Source organism: Pseudomonas sp. LFS074, from assembly GCF_047978165.1.
Lineage (GTDB): Bacteria > Pseudomonadota > Gammaproteobacteria > Pseudomonadales > Pseudomonadaceae > Aquipseudomonas > Aquipseudomonas putida_P.
Genome location: NZ_JBFPFV010000001.1, coordinates 1,526,726 through 1,545,032, shown reverse-complemented (window position 1 = coordinate 1,545,032; position 18,307 = coordinate 1,526,726). Strand labels below are relative to the sequence as shown.

20 protein-coding genes and 1 tRNA gene are annotated in these 18,307 nt (G+C 63.2%); 13 read left to right on the top strand and 8 right to left on the bottom strand.

The genetic code is table 11. The annotated features are described in order from the left end of the window. Positions 1-9 precede the first annotated feature (9 nt). Positions 10-1,356, top strand: coding sequence for a class II 3-deoxy-7-phosphoheptulonate synthase (locus tag ACNQP3_RS07155; RefSeq protein ID WP_012271117.1), 1,347 nt, complete (start codon positions 10-12; stop codon positions 1,354-1,356). Here ACNQP3_RS07155 and ACNQP3_RS07150 read toward each other — a convergent pair. After that, positions 1,337-2,554, bottom strand: coding sequence for a winged helix-turn-helix domain-containing protein (locus ACNQP3_RS07150; protein ID WP_060514365.1), 1,218 nt, complete (start codon positions 2,552-2,554; stop codon positions 1,337-1,339). The two genes, ACNQP3_RS07155 and ACNQP3_RS07150, sit on opposite strands and share 20 nt — an antisense overlap. Positions 2,555-2,637: 83 nt before the next feature. Further along, a complete protein-coding gene (locus tag ACNQP3_RS07145; RefSeq protein WP_264316888.1) occupies positions 2,638-2,856 on the bottom strand; it encodes a DUF1127 domain-containing protein in 219 nt (72 codons plus the stop codon). A 97-nt stretch (positions 2,857-2,953) separates the two neighbouring features. On the opposite strand from ACNQP3_RS07145, the gene ACNQP3_RS07140 reads away from it, so the two are divergent. Then, positions 2,954-3,805, top strand: coding sequence for a LysR substrate-binding domain-containing protein (locus ACNQP3_RS07140; protein ID WP_012271114.1), 852 nt, complete (start codon positions 2,954-2,956; stop codon positions 3,803-3,805). Between the two features lie 31 nt (positions 3,806-3,836). On the opposite strand, the gene ACNQP3_RS07135 is transcribed toward ACNQP3_RS07140, so the two are convergent. Then, the gene (locus tag ACNQP3_RS07135; protein ID WP_041166652.1) at positions 3,837-4,586 is read right to left on the bottom strand and encodes a sulfite exporter TauE/SafE family protein; all 750 of its coding nucleotides are present in this window, start codon (positions 4,584-4,586) and stop codon (positions 3,837-3,839) included. Positions 4,587-4,699: 113 nt separating this feature from the next. On the opposite strand from ACNQP3_RS07135, the gene ACNQP3_RS07130 reads away from it, so the two are divergent. From ACNQP3_RS07130 to ACNQP3_RS07120, 3 genes are all read left to right on the top strand, one after another. Next, the gene (locus tag ACNQP3_RS07130; protein WP_012271112.1) at positions 4,700-5,653 is read left to right on the top strand and encodes a LysR family transcriptional regulator; all 954 of its coding nucleotides are present in this window, start codon (positions 4,700-4,702) and stop codon (positions 5,651-5,653) included. Positions 5,654-5,711: 58 nt separating this feature from the next. After that, positions 5,712-6,167 (top strand): MarR family winged helix-turn-helix transcriptional regulator, encoded by a 456-nt coding sequence (locus ACNQP3_RS07125; RefSeq protein WP_060494340.1) that lies wholly within the window; start codon positions 5,712-5,714, stop codon positions 6,165-6,167. A 140-nt stretch (positions 6,168-6,307) separates the two neighbouring features. Beyond that, positions 6,308-6,736, top strand: coding sequence for an organic hydroperoxide resistance protein (locus ACNQP3_RS07120; RefSeq protein WP_060494341.1), 429 nt, complete (start codon positions 6,308-6,310; stop codon positions 6,734-6,736). Positions 6,737-6,793: 57 nt separating this feature from the next. On the opposite strand, the gene efp is transcribed toward ACNQP3_RS07120, so the two are convergent. Together efp and earP are read right to left on the bottom strand one after the other, a co-directional pair. After that, complete coding sequence (gene efp / locus ACNQP3_RS07115) at positions 6,794-7,363, bottom strand: elongation factor P (protein WP_012271109.1); 570 nt, start codon at positions 7,361-7,363, stop codon at positions 6,794-6,796. Between the two features lie 48 nt (positions 7,364-7,411). Beyond that, positions 7,412-8,545: an elongation factor P maturation arginine rhamnosyltransferase EarP gene (gene earP, locus ACNQP3_RS07110; RefSeq protein WP_060494342.1), complete on the bottom strand. Its 1,134-nt coding sequence runs from the start codon at positions 8,543-8,545 to the stop codon at positions 7,412-7,414. Between the two features lie 129 nt (positions 8,546-8,674). On the opposite strand from earP, the gene ACNQP3_RS07105 reads away from it, so the two are divergent. Continuing rightward, complete coding sequence (locus ACNQP3_RS07105; RefSeq protein ID WP_060494343.1) at positions 8,675-9,073, top strand: hypothetical protein; 399 nt, start codon at positions 8,675-8,677, stop codon at positions 9,071-9,073. Positions 9,074-9,075: 2 nt separating this feature from the next. After that, entirely contained in the window at positions 9,076-9,546 is a 471-nt protein-coding gene (locus ACNQP3_RS07100; RefSeq protein ID WP_012271106.1) for a GreA/GreB family elongation factor, read from the top strand. A gap of 71 nt (positions 9,547-9,617) precedes the next feature. On the opposite strand, the gene ACNQP3_RS07095 is transcribed toward ACNQP3_RS07100, so the two are convergent. Further along, positions 9,618-10,556, bottom strand: a complete 939-nt coding sequence (locus ACNQP3_RS07095) for a LysR family transcriptional regulator (protein ID WP_264316887.1) — start codon at positions 10,554-10,556, stop codon at positions 9,618-9,620. Between the two features lie 118 nt (positions 10,557-10,674). On the opposite strand from ACNQP3_RS07095, the gene ACNQP3_RS07090 reads away from it, so the two are divergent. Then, positions 10,675-11,424, top strand: a complete 750-nt coding sequence (locus tag ACNQP3_RS07090; protein ID WP_012271104.1) for a 3-oxoacyl-ACP reductase family protein — start codon at positions 10,675-10,677, stop codon at positions 11,422-11,424. A gap of 40 nt (positions 11,425-11,464) precedes the next feature. Here ACNQP3_RS07090 and ACNQP3_RS07085 read toward each other — a convergent pair whose 3' ends face one another. Then, positions 11,465-12,349, bottom strand: a complete 885-nt coding sequence (locus tag ACNQP3_RS07085; protein ID WP_060494346.1) for a LysR family transcriptional regulator — start codon at positions 12,347-12,349, stop codon at positions 11,465-11,467. Between the two features lie 105 nt (positions 12,350-12,454). Between ACNQP3_RS07085 and ACNQP3_RS07080 the strand changes: the two genes are divergently transcribed. The 3 genes from ACNQP3_RS07080 (at position 12,455) to ACNQP3_RS07070 (ending at position 16,356) form a co-directional block, all read left to right on the top strand. Beyond that, positions 12,455-13,642: an MFS transporter gene (locus ACNQP3_RS07080; RefSeq protein ID WP_012271102.1), complete on the top strand. Its 1,188-nt coding sequence runs from the start codon at positions 12,455-12,457 to the stop codon at positions 13,640-13,642. A gap of 124 nt (positions 13,643-13,766) precedes the next feature. Next, complete coding sequence (locus ACNQP3_RS07075; protein ID WP_012271101.1) at positions 13,767-14,147, top strand: hypothetical protein; 381 nt, start codon at positions 13,767-13,769, stop codon at positions 14,145-14,147. A 76-nt stretch (positions 14,148-14,223) separates the two neighbouring features. Then, positions 14,224-16,356, top strand: coding sequence for a TonB-dependent siderophore receptor (locus ACNQP3_RS07070; protein WP_264316886.1), 2,133 nt, complete (start codon positions 14,224-14,226; stop codon positions 16,354-16,356). Positions 16,357-16,504: 148 nt separating this feature from the next. Here ACNQP3_RS07070 and ACNQP3_RS07065 read toward each other — a convergent pair. Continuing rightward, a tRNA-Ser gene (locus ACNQP3_RS07065) sits at positions 16,505-16,594 on the bottom strand. A 198-nt stretch (positions 16,595-16,792) separates the two neighbouring features. Between ACNQP3_RS07065 and ACNQP3_RS07060 the strand changes: the two genes are divergently transcribed. Then, a complete protein-coding gene (locus ACNQP3_RS07060) occupies positions 16,793-17,482 on the top strand; it encodes a crotonase/enoyl-CoA hydratase family protein (RefSeq protein WP_012271099.1) in 690 nt (229 codons plus the stop codon). 111 nt (positions 17,483-17,593) lie between these two features. Further along, complete coding sequence (locus ACNQP3_RS07055; RefSeq protein WP_012271098.1) at positions 17,594-18,307, top strand: lysophospholipid acyltransferase family protein; 714 nt, start codon at positions 17,594-17,596, stop codon at positions 18,305-18,307.

The following is an 18,307-nucleotide window of genomic DNA, read 5'->3' as shown; positions in this document are numbered from 1 at the left end:
GAGCCCGAGATGAACCAACCGTGGAGCCCTGACAGCTGGCGCGCCCTGCCGATCCAGCAGCAACCGACCTACCCCGATGCCGCGCACCTGCTGAAGGTTGAACAGACCCTGGCCAGCTACCCGCCGCTGGTGTTCGCGGGCGAGGCACGCGAGCTGCGCAGGCAGTTTGCCGAGGTGACCGAAGGCCGTGCGTTCCTGCTGCAGGGTGGCGATTGCGCCGAGAGCTTCGCCGAGTTCTCGGCGGCGAAAATCCGCGACACCTTCAAGGTGCTGCTGCAAATGGCCATTGTCATGACCTTTGCCGCTGGCTGCCCGGTGGTCAAGGTGGGGCGTATGGCCGGGCAGTTTGCCAAACCGCGCTCATCGGGCGATGAAACCATCGGCGACATCACCCTGCCCGCCTACCGAGGCGATATCGTCAATGGCATCGGCTTTGACGCCAAAAGCCGCATCCCCGACCCGGAGCGCCTGCTGCAGGCTTATCACCAGGCCACCGCCAGCCTTAACCTGCTGCGCGCTTTCGCCCAGGGCGGGTTTGCAGACCTGCACCAGGTGCACAAGTGGAACCTGGACTTCATCGCCAACTCGGCGCTGGCCGACAAGTACCACCAGCTGGCCAACCGCATCGATGAAACCCTGGCTTTCATGCGCGCCTGTGGCCTGGACAGTGCGCCGCAGCTGCGCGAAACCAGCTTCTTCACGGCCCACGAAGCATTGTTGCTGAACTATGAAGAAGCCTTCGTGCGTCAGGACAGCCTGACGGGTGACTACTACGACTGCTCGGCGCACATGTTGTGGATCGGCGACCGCACTCGCCAGCTCGACGGCGCCCATGTGGAGTTTCTGCGCGGCGTGCACAACCCGATCGGGGTCAAGGTTGGCCCAAGCATGAACCCAGAAGAGCTGATCCGCCTGATCGACACGCTCAACCCGGCCAACGACCCTGGGCGCCTGAACCTGATCGTGCGCATGGGCGCGAACAAGGTCGGCGACCACCTGCCGGGGCTGATCCGCACTGTCGAGCGCGAGGGGCGCAAGGTGTTGTGGAGCTCGGACCCGATGCACGGCAACACCATCAAGGCCAGCAGCGGCTACAAGACCCGCGATTTTGCGCAAATTCTGGATGAGGTGAAGCAGTTCTTCCAGGTGCATCAGGCCGAGGGCAGCCATGCCGGCGGCATCCATATCGAGATGACCGGGCAGAACGTCACTGAATGCATCGGCGGTGCACGGCCGATCACCGAGGACGCGTTGTCTGATCGGTACCACACCCATTGCGACCCGCGAATGAATGCCGATCAGTCGCTGGAGTTGGCGTTTTTGATTGCCGAAACGCTCAAACAGGTGCGGCGCTAAGTGCCCGGCGCAGCTGGCTGCCCTCTATGCGCGGGCAGTTCAGTTGCACCCTCTCCAGACCCAACCAGTTGGCCAGTCGCAACAAATGGCCCGCCAGCGCGTCATACCCCTCCTCGTCTAGCCCAGGTGTTTCTGCATGCACGGCGTGCACTGCCAGTTGCCCTTGGGTGCGTTCGGCACGCAGGTCTACCCGCGCGACGATCCGTTCGCGGTATAGAAACGGCAGCACGTAGTAGCCATACACCCGTTTGTGCGCCGGGGTGTAGATTTCCAGGCGGTAGCGGAAGTCGAACAAGCGCTCGGTACGGTTGCGCTCCCAGACCAGCGAATCGAACGGCGACAGTAGCGCGCTGGCTTCGATGCGCCGGGGAATGCGCGGCATACCAGCGCAATAGCCGGGTTGCTTCCACCCCTGCACCGCGACCGCTTGCAAGCGACCGTCGGCCAGCAGCTCGGCCAGCGCCGCCTTGCCCTGCGCCGGCTCCAGGCGAAAGTAGTCGCGCAGGTCACGTTCGGTGCCAACACCCAGGGCAGCGGCGGCGTGAAGCATCAAGCCCTGATGCGCCTCGGCCTCGCGGGGTAGTGTCTGGTCGAGGATCGCCTTGGGCAAAACCTTTTCCGGTACATCGTAAAGCCGCTCAAAACCACGGCGGCCCGCCACAGTCACTTCGCCTGCGGCGAACAGCCACTCCAACGCGTGCTTTTCCTCGCTCCAGTCCCACCAGGGTCCGGCGCGTTCCTCGCGGGTGGACAGGCTGCCCGCGCCCAGTGCGCCCTGTTCACGAACAGCAGCCAGTACCCGGGCGATCACGTCCTGGCGCTCGCGGCCAAACTGCGCGAGCTGGCGGTAGATACCGCGACCATCGGCAGCATGGGCCATGCGCCAGCGCAGCAGCGGGTACAGGCTCAATGGCAGCAGCGAGGCTTCGTGCCCCCAGTATTCGAACAACTGGCGCTGGCGGCCCCGGCCCCAGGCAAGCTGGTCGAGGGTGGCAGGCGAATAGTCGCCCAGCCGGGAGAAAAGCGGCAGGTAGTGGGAGCGAACCAGAGCGTTGACCGAGTCGATCTGCAGCACGCCCAGGCGTTGCAGCATGCGCTTCACTGCGGGCAGGGTTGGCGGTGCTTCCGGGTGTTTGCCGAAGCCTTGGGCAGACAGTGCCAGGCGGCGGGCCTGGTTGATGGACAGCTTGAGGGACAAGCCTGGTCTCCTTGTATTGCCTGCTCTGGCCTCTTCGCGGGTAAACCCGCGAAGAGGCCGGTAAGCCCAACGACAAACTTAGCCTATTTACGCAGCGGATCATCCCAGAAATGCCGCTCGGCCTCTTGTTGGATATCCGCCCGGCTCAACCCCAGGTCATGCAAGGTTGCATCACTGAGGCGGGCCAGTTCCTGCCGCTGGCGGTACAGCTGCAGCCAGCGCACCGGGCGCTGCAGGGCCGCATGCCACAGGTGGTTCAGGGAAAAGGCAGGTTGCTGGATGCTGCTGACATGACCTTTCATCGTGAAGCCCTCCGTGTTGGATGGCCTCAGTTTCACGCCGGGCTTAAGATCAATCCAACGAATGTTTCTGATGCGATGCATCTCGGAGATTGATGCAATGTCCCAGTACCAGAGCCTCGATGCGGACGTGCTGCGCACCTTCGTCGCCATCGCCGAGCAAGGCGGCTTCACCCGCGCCGGTGAGGTGGTCAACCGCACCCAGTCGGCGGTAAGCATGCAGATGAAACGCCTGGAAGAAGACATCCTGCAGCGCCAACTGTTCGAGCGCGATGGCCGCCAGGTAAGGCTGACCGCCGAAGGCCAGGTGCTACTGGGCTATGCCCGGCGCATCCTCAAGCTGCACGGCGAAGTGTTCAACACCCTGCGCATGCCGCACATGGTCGGGCTGGTGCGCATCGGCACACCAGACGACTACGCCATGCGTTTCCTGCCGACCATACTTTCGAGCTTTGCCCAGGCCTACCCGCTGGTGCAGGTGGAGGTGCACTGCGACTCCTCCAAGCAGCTGATGCTGCGCCAGGACCTGGACCTGACCATCGTCACCCGCGAGCCGGGCAACGAGGTTGGCCAACTGCTGCGTCAGGAACGCCTGGTGTGGGCTGCCGCCGAAGGCTTTTGCCCACAGGAACAGCGGCCGATGCCGGTGGCGCTGTTCAACACTGATTGTTTCTGCCGGGCCTGGACCTGCAATGCCCTGGAAGCCCAGGGCATTGATTACCGCATTGCCTACACAAGCCCCAGCTTGGCGGCGATCTTTGCCATAGTCACGGCCGGCTTGGCCGTGACGGCGCAGTTGCAAAGCCTGATTGGCGGAAACATTCGCATACTGGGTGAACAGGATGGGCTACCGCAGCTGCCAGTGGCCAATGTGATGCTGGTGCGCGGTACTCAGCACCCTTCGCCTATTACCGATTGCATGGCGGACTATATCGTCGAAGGGTTCAAGTAATTTGGGGCTGCTGCGAATGGGCCGCAAAATCTCAAAGCTCAAACCCCAGCATCACCGCACACACAACCAGAAACACACAGAACATCGCCCGCAATACCTTCTCCGGCAGCGCATGGGCCAACTTCACCCCCCAACTGATACTGAGCAAGCCACCCACCGCCAACGGGATCCCCACTCCCCAGTCAACGCTGTGGTGCACGCCATAGGTCACCAAAGTCACCAAGGTACTCGGCGCGGCAAGTGCTAGCGACAGCCCTTGCGCCACCACCTGGGTGGTACCGAACACACTGGTCAGGATCGGCGTGGCCACTACCGCCCCGCCCACGCCGAACAAGCCGCCCATGGTGCCGGCAAAGCTGCCCAGCACGCCCAGCCATGGCCAGGCATAACGCAGTTCGGCACTGGGCGGCGACACCTTCATGAACATCCGCGCCACGTTCCACACCGCCAGCGCCACCAGAAAGCCGACAAAGCCCAGGCGCATGGAATGCGCATCCAGCCCAACCGCCCAGATCGACCCCAGCCACGCGAACAAGAAGCTGCACGCCGACAGCGGCACGGCATGGCGCAACTCGATGCGGTTGCGCTGGTGATAACGCCACAGCGCCAGCAGCACGTTCGGCACCACCATCACCAGCGCCGTCCCCTGTGCCAGCTGCTGGTCCAGGCCAAACAGCACGCCAAGTGCCGGAATCGCAATCAACCCGCCACCAATGCCGAACAAGCCACCCATGGTGCCCAGGGCTGCACCCAGTACGATATACAACAACCACTCGATCATCAGGGCCTCGCCCGCCAGTGCCAATAATGCCAGCATGCTAACGACTGTGCGCTGGCGGGGAAACGCACAGCAGCGCACAATGGCTGTGCGCTTTTCGCAAAAGCAAGGCAGCCATGAGCCCCGATACCCTGACCGACCAACTGAGCCTGTTCCTCGATGTGCTGGAAACCGGCAGCTTTTCTGCCGCCGCTCGTCGCCACCCGCTGACGCCTTCTGCGGTAGCCCGGCGCATCGACAACCTTGAAAGTGCCGTCGGCAGCCGCCTGTTCACTCGTAGCACCCACGCCGTGAGGGCCACTCCTGCCGGCAATGCATTTGCCGAGCGGGCCAGGCGCATCATCGAGGAACTGCGCCTGGCCCGAGCCGAAGCGGTGTCGCTGAGCAACGCCCCCGAAGGGCTGATCCGCATTGACGCCCCCGCCGCGTTCGGCCGCCGCCACCTGGCCCCGGCGATTGCCGACTTCCTGGTGGCCTACCCAGGCCTGGACGTGCAACTGCGCCTGATCGACAGCTTCGTCGATCTGCATGGCAGCCACCTGGGCGAGGTCGACCTGGTACTGCGCGCCGGCCCCTTGGCCGACACCCGCCTGGTCGCCACGCCGCTGGCCTACATGGTGCGTATCGCCTGTGCCAGCCCCGCCTACCTGGCAAGCCGCGGCATACCCACCTGCCCCAGCGAACTGCCAGGGCATGACGGGCTGGACTGGGACGGCCTAGCGCCGCCGTTTGCCTGGCGCTTCAGCGTAGCCGGGCAAACCCGCCTGTACCGCCCCGCACGCATGCGCATGGCCGCCAACAACGCCGAAACCCTGTTGTTCGGCGCCCTCGCCGGCTTAGGCATAGCCCACCTGCCCACCTGGCTCATCAGCGAATACCTGCTGCGCGGCGAGTTGATCCCGTTGTTTTGCGAGGGCGGCCTGCCGGAAGCCGAGAGCAGTGGTATTTACGCGCTACGCCTGGAACACGAAACGAACTCTCGCAGCCGTTTGCTGCTCGAATTCCTCAAGAGCCGCTTCAGCCCGATTCCACCCTGGGACCTGGCTTTACGCAGTGAACTGCGCGAGTAATGCGCGCACTAATGATCAGCGTGCCAGAATTTCCCATTGATTACCTTGAAGGACCTGCATGAACGCCGACACCCACGCATCCTGTGACGAGCTGCTGCTGGACAACCAGGTCTGCTTCGCCCTGCACTCCACCTCGTTGCTGATGACCAAGGTCTACAAACCGCTGCTGCAGGCGCTGGGCCTGACCTACCCGCAATACCTGGCCATGCTCGTGTTGTGGGAGCGTGACGGCCTGACCGTGGGCGAAATCAGCCAGCATCTGCTGACCGACCCAGGGTCGCTGACCCCGCTGCTCAAGCGCCTGGAAAGCGAAGGCCTGTTGCAGCGCAATCGCAGCCGCGAGGATGAACGGGTGGTGATGGTGCATCTGACCGACAAGGGCCGCGCCCTGCAACAGCAGGCCAAACAGGTCCCGCAGTGCATCCTCAAGGCCAGCGGGCGCACCCTGGAGCAATTGCAGCAACTGCAGGCGGACCTGCTGGACCTGCGTGAGAGCCTGCAGAAAAACCTCTGAGGACTATGCTGTGCTGTGGCCGTTCGGATGAGCGGTGACGATTTATCTTGCGCACTAACTAATTGCGCGCTAACTTAAATCCCACACCAACCCGCGCCCTCCTGCAAACGGGAGCGCACAGCACATTAGCGAGGCTCAAGATGCAAAAGGTCACTCCGCTGTACATCGCAGAAGCTACCTCCACCGGTGGGCGCGACGGCAAATCCAAGTCCAGCGACGGCAAGCTGGTCGTCAGCCTGAGCACCCCCAAGGAACTGGGCGGCGCTGGCGGTGACGGCACCAACCCTGAACAGATGTTCGCCGCCGGATATTCGGCATGCTTCATCGGCGCCCTGAAATTCGTGGCCGGGCAAGAGAAGAAAGCCCTGCCGGCAGATGCCTCGATCACCGCCAAGGTGGGTATCGGGCAGATCCCGGGCGGTTTCGGCCTGGACATCGACCTGCACATCAACCTGCCGGGCCTGGCCCAGGCGGATGCCGAAGGGCTGGTGGAGAAAGCGCACCAGGTCTGCCCGTACTCCAATGCCACCCGCGGTAATGTGGATGTACGCCTGCATGTGACGGTGTAAGGCCCAGGCATAAAAAAACCCGGCCAAGGCCGGGTTTTTTGCGTCTCGCAAGAAGAATTACTTCTTGGAACGGCCTTTGAAGCTGTTGTCGCGAGTGTCGATGTCGATCCACTCGTCGATCTGGATGAAGTCGGCAACCTGGATCTCGGTGCCGTTCTTCAGTTTGGCAGGCTTCATGACCTTGCCCGAGGTGTCGCCGCGAGCAGCGTTCTCGGTGTAGACAACCTGACGGCTGATGGTGGTCGGCAGTTCAACCGATACCAGGCGGCCTTCGAAGAACACGGCTTCGCAGATGTCTTCCATGCCTTCTTCGATGTACGGCAGAACGGCGTCGATGTCTTCGGCGTTCAGTTCGTACATGGTGTAGTCGGTGGTGTCCATGAAGGTGTACGAGTCACCGCTGATGAACGACAGGGTCGCTTCTTTGCGATCCAGGATCACGTCGTCCAGCTTGTCGTCCGCACCGTATACGGTTTCGGTCTTGTAGCCGGTCAGCAGGTTCTTCAGCTTGGTCTTCATGATCGCGCTGTTACGGCCCGACTTGGTGAACTCAGCTTTTTGAACCAGCCACGGGTCGTTGTCGATCCGCAGGACGGTACCGGGTTTCAGTTCTTTACCAGTTTTCATTACGAAGTATCCGAATCTGGATGGATTTATAAAAATCGAGGCCGCGTATCATAGCGAATTTCGGTAAAAGTGTACTAGCGCTGTGGCAAGGTCCGGCTGAGCGGCCTGTCTCACCACCCAACGCCGGGCATGTTGCTGCAGTTCTGGCCAATGCTGGCGGGCCGCCTGCCAGGCCTGGCCCATGTCGAAATCCATGTTCCAGGCGCGCCACAGGCCAAGCAAGGCGGCATCGGCATCGCCTGACAAGCCACGGCGATAATGCGCCAGAAACGCTTCGAGCTTTTCCCAATGGGCATTCTCGTCCTGCACATAGATGTGCCACAGCATCGGCTGCCCCGCCCACTGCGCACGCACGAACGAGTCCTCACCGCGCACGGCGTTGAAGTCGCAACTCCACAACAGCCTGTCGAAGTCGTCCTGGCTGACGAAAGGCAGCACCTGTACGGTCAGCGCCCCACGCGTGCGCACATCGCCCACCTGCAGTTGCGCCTCGCCAAGCCACTGGCTGAGCCCTGCGACGATGCGCCCTTGCGGCACCAGCAGGTGACACGGTTGCGCACCTGTAGCCAGGGCATCGAGCCAGCTGGCCAACTGTGGGTTTTCGTAGGCGAACAGCGAGACCAGCAACGCCCCCGGCACAGGGTTTACGCCAAGCCCTTGCAGGAAGGTTTGGCGCGCATCGGCGGACTGCTGGAACGCGTCACGCCGCGCCAGCAGCGAGCCCTCGCGCAGCAAGCCACCGGTTCTTTCGGTAAACCCCGGGAAGAAAAACACCTTGCGCAGGCCGTTGGCCTGCGGTGAAGGCAAGCCATGGCAACCCTCCACCCAATCCTCGGCGCTAAGGTACTCAAGGTTCAGCCACAGCGGCGGCAGCGGGCGGGCACGCATGGCTTCGACATAAGCCGCCGGTAGCTGGCAGGCGAACGCGCCGATCACCACATCGGCCGGCACCACCGGCAACCACTGCGCCGGCCAGTGGCGTACATCCACACCGTGCTGCCACTGCTGCGCAGCGGTGGCATCGGCACCGGGGCACATGGGCACGAAGGCGTTGAGGTCATCCACCCACAGGCGCACGGCCATGCCATGCTCGGCCACCAACTGCCGGGCCAGGCGCCAGGTCACGCCGATGTCGCCGTAGTTGTCGACGACGCTGCAGAAGATGTCCCAGGTGGCGTTCATGCGCCCCTCCCGTGCTGATGCAAAAACCGCGAATTCTGCGCATAAATTGTCGCCGACAAAAGCACCTGCGCGGAAAAATGCCCATGCGCATGCGACAATGCACCCCGACCACCTTGCCAGGAGGCTGCCATGCCCCGCCACCGTGAACTGAAAATCACCCTCAAGCCGTTGCAGTTGATCCTGTGCGTTGCCTTGGGCCTGTGGCTGGGCGCCGTGGCCATTGCCGTGAGCCTGTGGCTGGCCCAGCAATGGTGGCCACAGCAGGTACAACCTCTGGCCCAGGCTGCAGCACCCAACGCGTACCGCCCCGCCGCACCACCTGCGCCGGCTGCGGCCCAGGATACCCAGGCCGAAATGTTCGAGCGCTACAAGGACATCCTGCACAAGCAGGAACTGCAACAGGCCGCCGACGCCGCCCAGGGCAACCCGCGCAACCTGAACAGCCCCAAGTGCCAGTTCTGGCTGCAGCAGAACCGTACCGCGCCCACCGACAAAAGCCAGGCCAACGTGCTGGAGTTCTGTTACTGACCATGAACAAGCCCCACCTGCTGGCGCTGATCGTCGCCACCCTCGAGCACGACCTGGATGTGCTGACCCGCGCAGCGCAAACCGCCTACGAGGCCGCCACCGCCGAAGAGAACATTGCCGAGAACAAGTACGACACCCTGGGCCTGGAGGCCTCGTACCTGGCCACCGGCCAGGCCCGCCGCAGCGGGGAAATCCGCCAGGCGCTGTTGATTTACCAGCAACTGCTACTGCGTGACTACGACCCGGCGCGCGGGGTGCAGGTGAGCAACCTGGTGACGCTGGAGGATGAGCTTGGTGGGCAACGCCGGCTATTGCTCGGGCCAGAAGCCGCTGGGTTGAAAATTGGCGAGGGGGATGGGCTGGTGACAGTCATTACCCCACGCTCGCCGTTGGGGCAGCAGTTGATGGGCAAGAAGATCGATGACGAGGTGAATCTGGGCCAGCAGTTATTGTTCATTGTTGATGTTGCCTGACCCGGCCTCTTCGCGCCTGGCCTAACGCGGTCATTGCAGGAGCGCATCAACCCAGGAAAAGTGCTGCAACGTCAAAGGGCCTGCAAAGCATCGAACCGCCCCGCCAACCCCTGCTCGGCAAACTGCTCCACGACAAAATCGATGAACGCCCGGGTCTTGCCCGGCATCAGCTTGTGCTCGGCGAAATACAGGCTGATATGCCCATCATCCACGTACCAGTCCGGCAACACCCGCCGCAGCCGGCCTGCCTGAAGGTACGGCACGGCAAACGGCAAGCTCACCAGGGCAATACCCAGCCCTTGCTCGGCCACCGCGCAAGCCGCGTCCGAATCGCTCATGGTCATCGCCTGGCGCAATTGCAGTGGCTGCTGCGCCTGCCAGCGACTGGTCAGCGGCCATGAGCGCACCCGCCCGGTCTGCGGTGAACGAATCAGAATACCCTCATGGCGGTGCAGCACCTGCGGGTCGTCGATTGGCGCGTGCTGCTGCAGATAGGCCCGTGCCGCCACCAGCACCCGGTGCGCCGGGGTCAGCTTGCGCGCCACCACGCCTGGCGGCAGTTCGAAACCACCGCCAATCGCGGCATCGAAGCCTTGGCCAATCAGGTCGACCTGGCGGTTGTCGAAATGCCAATCCGGGGTAATCGCCGGGTAGCGGCGCAAGAATTCGCTCAGCAACGGCAGCACGTACAAACGCCCGAACACCGTGCCCATGCTCACCCGCAGCAACCCGGCCGGCTGGCCTTCGGCGCTGGCCAGGTTGGCCACGGCGTACTGGATAGTGCGGAAGCTGTCGCTGACCTCGCCAAGAAAACGCCGCCCTGCTTCAGTCAAGGTCAGCTTGCGGGTACTACGCTGGAACAACCGCACACCCAGACGCGCTTCCAATTGGGCAACATGCTTGCCCACAGCAGCCGGGGTAATGCTCAGGCGCCTGGCCGCCTCGGCAAAACTGCCGACTTCGGCACTGCGGATGAAGCATTCCAACGCGTTGAACGATTCCACGGCCATGATTAGCAACCCAAGGTTTACTCTGCTGATAGTGATTGCCATCTTATCAGCAGGTAATCAAGCGCCGATACTTTGCCCATCCAAGGCATTTCGGCCTGGCTTCCAGCAGGAGATCAGCATGTCCAAGCAACTTTCACTCGAAGGCAAAGTGGCCCTGGTTCAGGGCGGTTCCCGCGGTATTGGTGCGGCCATCGTACGGCGCCTGGCCCGCGAAGGCGCGCACGTGGCCTTCACCTATGTCAGCTCTGCCGGCCCGGCAGAAGAACTGGCCCGCGAAATCAGCGAAAACGGTGGCAAAGCCCTGGCCCTGCGGGCCGACAGCGCCGATGCAGCGGCCGTGCAACTGGCAGTGGATGACGCCGTGAAGGCCTTCGGCAGGCTGGATATCCTGGTCAACAACGCCGGCGTGCTGGCGGTGGCCCCGCTGGCCGAATTCGACCTGGCCGACTTCGACCGCATGCTGGCGGTGAACGTACGCAGTGTGTTCGTCGCCAGCCAGGCCGCCGCACGCTACATGGGCCAGGGTGGGCGCATCATCAACATTGGCAGCACCAATGCCGAGCGCATGCCGTTTGCCGGCGGTGCGCCGTACGCCATGAGCAAGTCTGCGCTGGTTGGCCTGACCCGCGGCATGGCGCGTGACCTCGGGCCGCAGGGCATTACCGTGAACAACGTACAACCGGGGCCAGTGGACACCGACATGAACCCGGCCAGCGGCGAGTTTGCCGAGAGCCTGATCCCGTTGATGGCGATCGGCCGGTATGGCGAGCCAGAGGAAATTGCCAGCTTCGTGGCTTACCTGGCGGGGCCTGAAGCCGGGTACATCACCGGGGCCAGCCTGACGGTGGACGGTGGGTTCGCAGCCTGATTGAAGGTTTGCCTGTTCCGGCGAGAAAACCGGAACAGGTTCAACCATTCCCAGCACCCAGACGCTGTTCCATCACCTCCAGAAAAGCCCGAGCAGCAGGCGTCGGGCTGCAGGACCACACGGCATACAGGTGCCGCACCGGCGCATCCACCACCCGCGCCAGCGCCACACCTTCAAAGCCCTGGGCCACCCGCTCCGGCACCAAACCCACCGCCATGCCCCGCTGCACGAACTTCTCCACCAGGCGCACATGACCGATCTCGAACTGCACCCGACGCTGCAACCCCGCCGCCTGAAACGCCTCATCGGTCTGCCGTCGCGCTCCGGTGCCTTCAGGGAAGTCCACCAGCACTTCGCCCGCCAGGTCAGCCAGCGCCAGCTGCCCCCTGCCCGCCAGCCGATGCCGCAACGGCAACAACGCCACCAGTTCCTCCCTGGCCAGCAAACGGTGCTGCACGCCCTGCACCACCTCGCCCTGCCACAGGCCTATGAAGCCCACGTCCAGGCGCCGCTCGAGCACATCGGCGATCAGCAATTCACTCTTGGCCGTCAGCCAGCGTACATCCACGTCCGGGTAACGGTCGTGGAACACCGCCAACAGGTCGACCAGGTCCAGCGCGGTGAGCGAGCTGATTTCGCCAATCGCCAACCGCCCGCGTACCTGGCCGCAGGCCGCCGCCACGTCATCGGCAATGCGCCCAGCCGCTTCCACCGCCGGTCGGGCACTGAGCACAAAGGCCTCACCTGCCGGCGTCAGGCGTACCCGCCGCGAACTACGCTCGAACAGGCTCACGCCCAGCTGTGCCTCCAGCCGCGCCACCTGATGGCTGAGGGCCGACTGCACCACATGGCAACGCTCGGCCGCGCGGGTAAAACTGCCTGTGTCGGCCACGGCAAGGGCGTATTCGAGCTGCTTGAGGTTCATCGATCTATCTGCTTTCAAGATTGATAAGTTGAAAACTATACATTGGTGTCATGACACACACTTCCTGATAATCATCCCAACACTACCGCCCGCCACGAGAACCGCATGCACACCCCCACTCTCAGCCGCGCCCTGATCCTGCTGATGGCTACTGCCACCGGCCTGGCCGTGGCCAGCAACTACTACGCCCAACCGCTGCTGCACAGCATCGCCCAGCAGTTTGGCTTGAGCACCGCCAGCGCCGGCAGCATCGTGATTGCCGCGCAGCTCAGCTATGGCGCCGGCCTGTTGCTGCTGGCACCGCTGGGCGACCTGTTCGAGCAGCGCCGGCTGATCACCGTGATGACCGTTATTTCCACCCTGGGCCTGGTCATCAGCGCCTGTGCGCCAAGCCTGCCCTGGCTGATCCTTGGCACAGCGCTGACCGGGCTGTTCTCGGTGGTGGCGCAGATCCTCGTGCCGATGGCCGCGACCCTGAGCGAGCCGCATCAGCGAGGGCGCGCGGTCGGCACGCTGATGAGCGGCCTGCTGCTGGGCATTCTGCTGGCGCGTACCGCTGCCGGCTTCATGGCCGAGTTGGGCGGCTGGCGCAGCATCTACGTGCTGGCCGCCGTGCTGATGGCGATCACCGCCGTGGCGCTGTACCGCAGCCTGCCGCAACACCACAGCCATGCCGGGCTGAAGTACCCGGCGCTGATCGGCTCGGTGTTCCGCCTGTTTCTTGAAGAGCCGGTACTGCGCCTGCGCTCGTTGCTCGGCCTGCTGTCGTTCAGCCTGTTCGCGCTGTTCTGGACACCGCTGGCATTTTTGCTGGCTAAAGGCCCCTACCATTATTCGGATGCGGTTATCGGCCTGTTCGGCCTGGCCGGCGCAGCGGGTGCGTTGTCGGCCAATTGGGCCGGGCGCCTGGCCGACCGTGGCAAGGGCTCGCTGGGCACCACCGTCGGCCTGGTGGTGTTGCTGCTGGCGTGGCTGCCGCTGGGCTTCGCCGAGCAGTCGTTGCTGGCCTTGCTGCTGGGCGTGCTGATGCTCGACCTGGCGGTGCAACTGGTGCACGTGAGCAACCAGAATGCGGTGATCGCCCTGCGGCCCGAAGCGCGCACGCGGCTCAATGCCGGGTACATCACCTGCTACTTCATTGGCGGGGCACTGGGGTCGTTGCTGGGTACACAGTTGTTCCAGCGCCAAGGCTGGATGGGCATTGTGGTCGCAGGGTTGGTCATTGGCGGGCTGGCGTTGTTGGCGTGGGGGCTGGCCGAGCGCAAGCGCAAGAAAACCCTGCCACTGGCATGAAACGTTTCAATCAACCATGGCGACAAAGCACCGCACGACCCTCCGTCGCATGGCCGTTGACTTGCCTGCCTGGGCAGCGCTCAGTAGGCGCTGGAAAATGCCCTTTCCCTGACAGGACGACTTTATGACAAGACTCACGGTGCAATCCGGCGATTTCTTGCAAGGTGAAGGCGAGTATCGCAACGGATCGCTCACACTCAAGACTCCGCGCAGCCCCTCCCCCGGCGAGCGGATTTCCCTGGCCCGCATCAGCGACTTGCGGCTGGCCAGCCTGGAACCGAGCCGCAGCCTGGGCAGCGCCTTGGGCTGGGGCGTGGCCGGCGCCCTGGTGGCAGGGCCAGTGGGGCTGCTGGCCGGGCTGTGGCTGGGTGGCAAGGAAGAGGAAGCGACCTTCCTGGCCACCTTCAAGGATGGGCGAAAGCTCTTGGCCATCACCGATGGCAAGACCTGGTCGAAAATCGATGACAACTGGCGGCAGCACAAGCGGCCGACCGGTACAGGTTGAATTTCGCGGGGCCCCGATCGTTCTCTGTTGAAGGCGGCTGTTAAGATGCCGCCTTTTTCATGGTCGGAGCCCCCGCATGCCCTCGCGTCACCCCCGCCTGCCCCTGAGCCTGCTCAGCCTGGGCCTGGCCCTGCAGTGCCAAAATGTGCTTGCCGAAGACAGCGTGGTGCTGGCCCCACTGCAGGTCTCCGACACCTACGCCAATGACGGCTACCAGGCACGCCAGGCCGCTGTGAGCGGCTTCCAGCCTGCGCCGTTGCTCGATACACCGGCCTCTGTCAGCGTGTTCAGCCAGCCACTGCTGGAAGACCGCCAGGTGCGCATGCTCAGCGAGGTGCTGCAAAGCGACGCCTCGGTCGGCGAAAGCTATGCGCCCATCGGCTACTACGAGAACTTCAATGTACGCGGCTTCGAACTGAATGCCGCCAGCAGCTATCGCATCAATGGCCAGACCATCGCTGGCGAGCAGAACGTGGCCCTGGAGAACAAGCAACAGGTGGAGCTGCTCAAGGGCCTGTCCGGGCTGCAGAGCGGCGTTTCAGAACCGGGCGGCCTGATCAACTATGTGACCAAGCGCGCCGAAGAGGTACGCAGCCTTACGGTGTCGACCAACGAACAAGGCGAACGCTACCTGGCCACCGACCTGGGCGGTTGGTTCGGCAGCGAAAAGCAGTTCGGCCTGCGCGCCAACCTGGCCCACGAAGATATCCGCTCCTACGTCGACCACGCCGACGGCAAGCGCGACTTCGCTTCGTTGGCATTCGACTGGCAGATCAACCCAGATGCCACCCTGCAGCTGGATGCCGAGTACCAGCACCGCGAACAACGCTCGGTGCCGGGTTACCAACTGCTCGGCGGCACTGAAGTGCCCCATGGCATCGACCCGGATGATCGCTTGGCCTACCAGCACTGGGCAAAGCCTGTGCAAAGCGACTCGCTGAACCTTGCCGGGCGCTTCGAGTACCGTTTCGACGAGGCCTGGACCGGCACCTTGAGCGCCTCGCGCAGCAAGGTGGTGATCGACGACTACAGCGCGTTTGCCTGGGGCTCGAGCGAAGGCGCGTTTTTCGGCAGTAATGGTGACTATGACATCTACGACTTCCGCAGCCCCGACGACACCCGCCGCACCGACGAGGCGCAGGCCATGCTCAACGGGCGGTTCGATGCGCTAGGTGTGGGGCATGAGTTGACCATGGGTGCCAGCGCGCAGCGGCGCACACTGGATCAGCGGCCCAGCTATATGGAATGGGTAGGCACAGGCAACATCCATACCGGTGCGCCCGCCTTTGACCCCTCCGACAATCCCATCAAGTCTAGCGAGCGCCGCCTCGATAGCCGCCAGTACGGCCTGTTCATCAGCGACCGGATCAGCTTCAACGAACAATGGCAGACCGTGCTGGGCGCCCGAGAAGTGCGCCTGGATGAAAAGACCTGGGACGAAAACGGCCTTGCCGGGCGCCACACCCGTCAATACGAGCTGCTGCCCAGCGCCGCGATCATCTTCAAACCGCAGCCCAATACCACGGTATATGCCAGCTACGCCAAAGGCCTGTCAGCGGGCGGTACTGCCCCCTGGTTCGCCGAGAACACGTTCGAGATCCTTGCGCCGACAACCTCCCACCAGCTGGAACTGGGCCTCAAGCACGACTGGCAGGGCCTGAGTTTCAGTGCCGCGCTGTTCCAGATCCGCCAGGCTTACCAGTACGCGCGCCCTGACGGTGCCGGCCACTTCACTTACGTGCAGCAAGGCCAGCAAAAAAACACCGGCCTGGAACTGGGCGCCAGCGGCTGGGTGACCTCGAACTTGCAGTTGCAGGCCAGCGCAGCCGCCATTCGCGCACGGGTGCAGAACAGCGGTACCGAGGCTTATGAAGGGCACCAGGCGATCAACGTGCCAAAATTCCGAGCAGCGATGCACGCGGAATATTCGCTGCCGGTTCCGGGGCTGGCGCTGTTGGGCGGGGCGCGGTACAGCGCCAGCAAGTACGCGAGCCAGGCGGGGAATGTGGAGGTTGGCGGGTATACCGTGTTCGATCTCGGCAGCCGCTACCGTACCCGTATTGGTGGGTATGACACGGTGCTGCGGTTGACCGTGGATAACCTGTTCGACAAGCGCTATTGGCACGATGTGGGGGATTATCTGGGGGATAACTACCTGTTCCAGGGCGCGCCACGTACCGCCCGGCTTTCGGCTTCGGTCAGTTTCTAAGCTTTTGGGGCTGCTTTGCGGCCCACTCTGAAATTGACGCGATCCCTGTGGGAGCGGCCTTGTGTCGCGATGGGCTGCGCAGCAGCCCTAATGGCCCTGAAAACAAAAAGCCCCCGAGCTTTTCAGCGCGGGGGCTCTTCGTAGAATGTGGCGGTGAAGAAGGGATTTGAACCCTTGATACGATTTCTCGTATACACACTTTCCAGGCGTGCTCCTTCGACCACTCGGACACTTCACCGTTTCTCTTCAAGCCGTGCGGCCCGTCGAGGTGCGCTAATTTAGTGAAAGACATTCCCTTTGGCAAGCACTTTTTTCAAATTTTTCATGTATTTGCATTTGAGGCGCGGTGAACGCTGACCGACCAGTCAGCCTTGCTGCTTTACCTGGCCTCTGGCGCTGGGTAACGTCGTCGCCACGCCAACAAAAGGACTCTGCCATGAGCGAGCTGATTACCTACCACGCCGAAGACGGCATCGCCACCCTGACCCTCAACAACGGCAAGGTCAACGCCATCTCGCCGGACGTCATCACTGCCTTCAACGCAGCGCTGGACCGCGCCACCGAAGAGCGTGCGGTGGTGATCATCACCGGGCAGCCGGGCATTCTGTCAGGCGGTTACGACCTCAAGGTGATGACCAGCGGGCCGAAAGAGGCCATCGGCCTGGTCACTGCCGGCTCCACCCTGGCCCGCCGCTTGCTGTCGCACCCGTTCCCAGTCGTGGTCGCCTGCCCAGGCAATGCCGTGGCCAAAGGTGCCTTCCTGCTGCTGTCAGCCGACTACCGCATTGGCGTGGAAGGCCCGTACAAGGTGTGCCTGAACGAAGTGCAGATCGGCATGACCATGCACCATGCTGGCATTGAACTGGCTCGCGACCGCCTGCGCCGCTCGGCCTTCCACCGCTCGGTGATCAATGCCGAAGTGTTTGACCCACAGGGTGCGGTGGATGCCGGCTTCCTCGACAAGGTCGTGCCGGCCGAGCAGTTGCAGGACGCGGCGTTGGCCGCCGCGCGGGAACTGAAGAAGCTGAACATGCTGGCGCACAAGAACACCAAGCTGAAAGTGCGCAAAGGGCTGCTGGAGGCGCTGGACAAGGCAATCGAGCTGGACCAGCACCATATGGGCTGACCGCACCGGCCCCTTTCGCGGGTAAACCCGCGAAAGGGGCATACGCCAAGGTTTGCCCCAGCCAGTGCACATCCGTACACTCCCCGGCGACTGTCTGGTGTGAGCCGTACCATGCTTTATTCATTGCGCATGCTTTTGCTGGCGCTGCATTTTCTTGCCGTTGGCGCCGTGGGCCTGCTCATTGGCCTGTGCCGCCCGTTCAACCCCGACAACAGCCGCCTGTTCGCCCACCTCTACAGCTTGCCGGCCACCTGGCTGATGCGCATCAAGGTCAAGGCTGAGGTCGGCCCGCTGTGGGACCAACCGCCCGGCTGTGTGATCGTTGCCAACCACCAGTCCAACTTCGACCTGTTCGTACTGGGCCAGGTGGTGCCGCAACGCACCGTGGCCATCGGCAAGAAAAGCCTGGGCTGGATCCCGCTGTTCGGCCAGCTGTTCTGGCTGGGCGGCAACGTGCTGATAGACCGCAAGAATGCCTACCAGGCACGCAAGGCCATGCAGAAAACCACCCGTGTTCTGCAGAACGACACCTCGATCTGGATTTTCCCCGAAGGCACCCGCAATGCCGGTGAGCGTTTGCTGGCGTTCAAGAAAGGCGCGTTTCACATGGCCATCGAGGCCGGTGTGCCGATCGTGCCGGTATGCGTCAGCCGCTATGCCGGGCGCCTGAGCCTGAACAGCTGGCACCCACGCACGGTGATCGTGCGCTCGCTGCCACCGATTGCCACGGCGGGCATGACCCTGCAGGACCTGCCGCAACTGATCGAGCAGTGTCGGGGGCAGATGCAGCAGTGCATTGACCGCATGGAAAACGAGCTGGCCTGA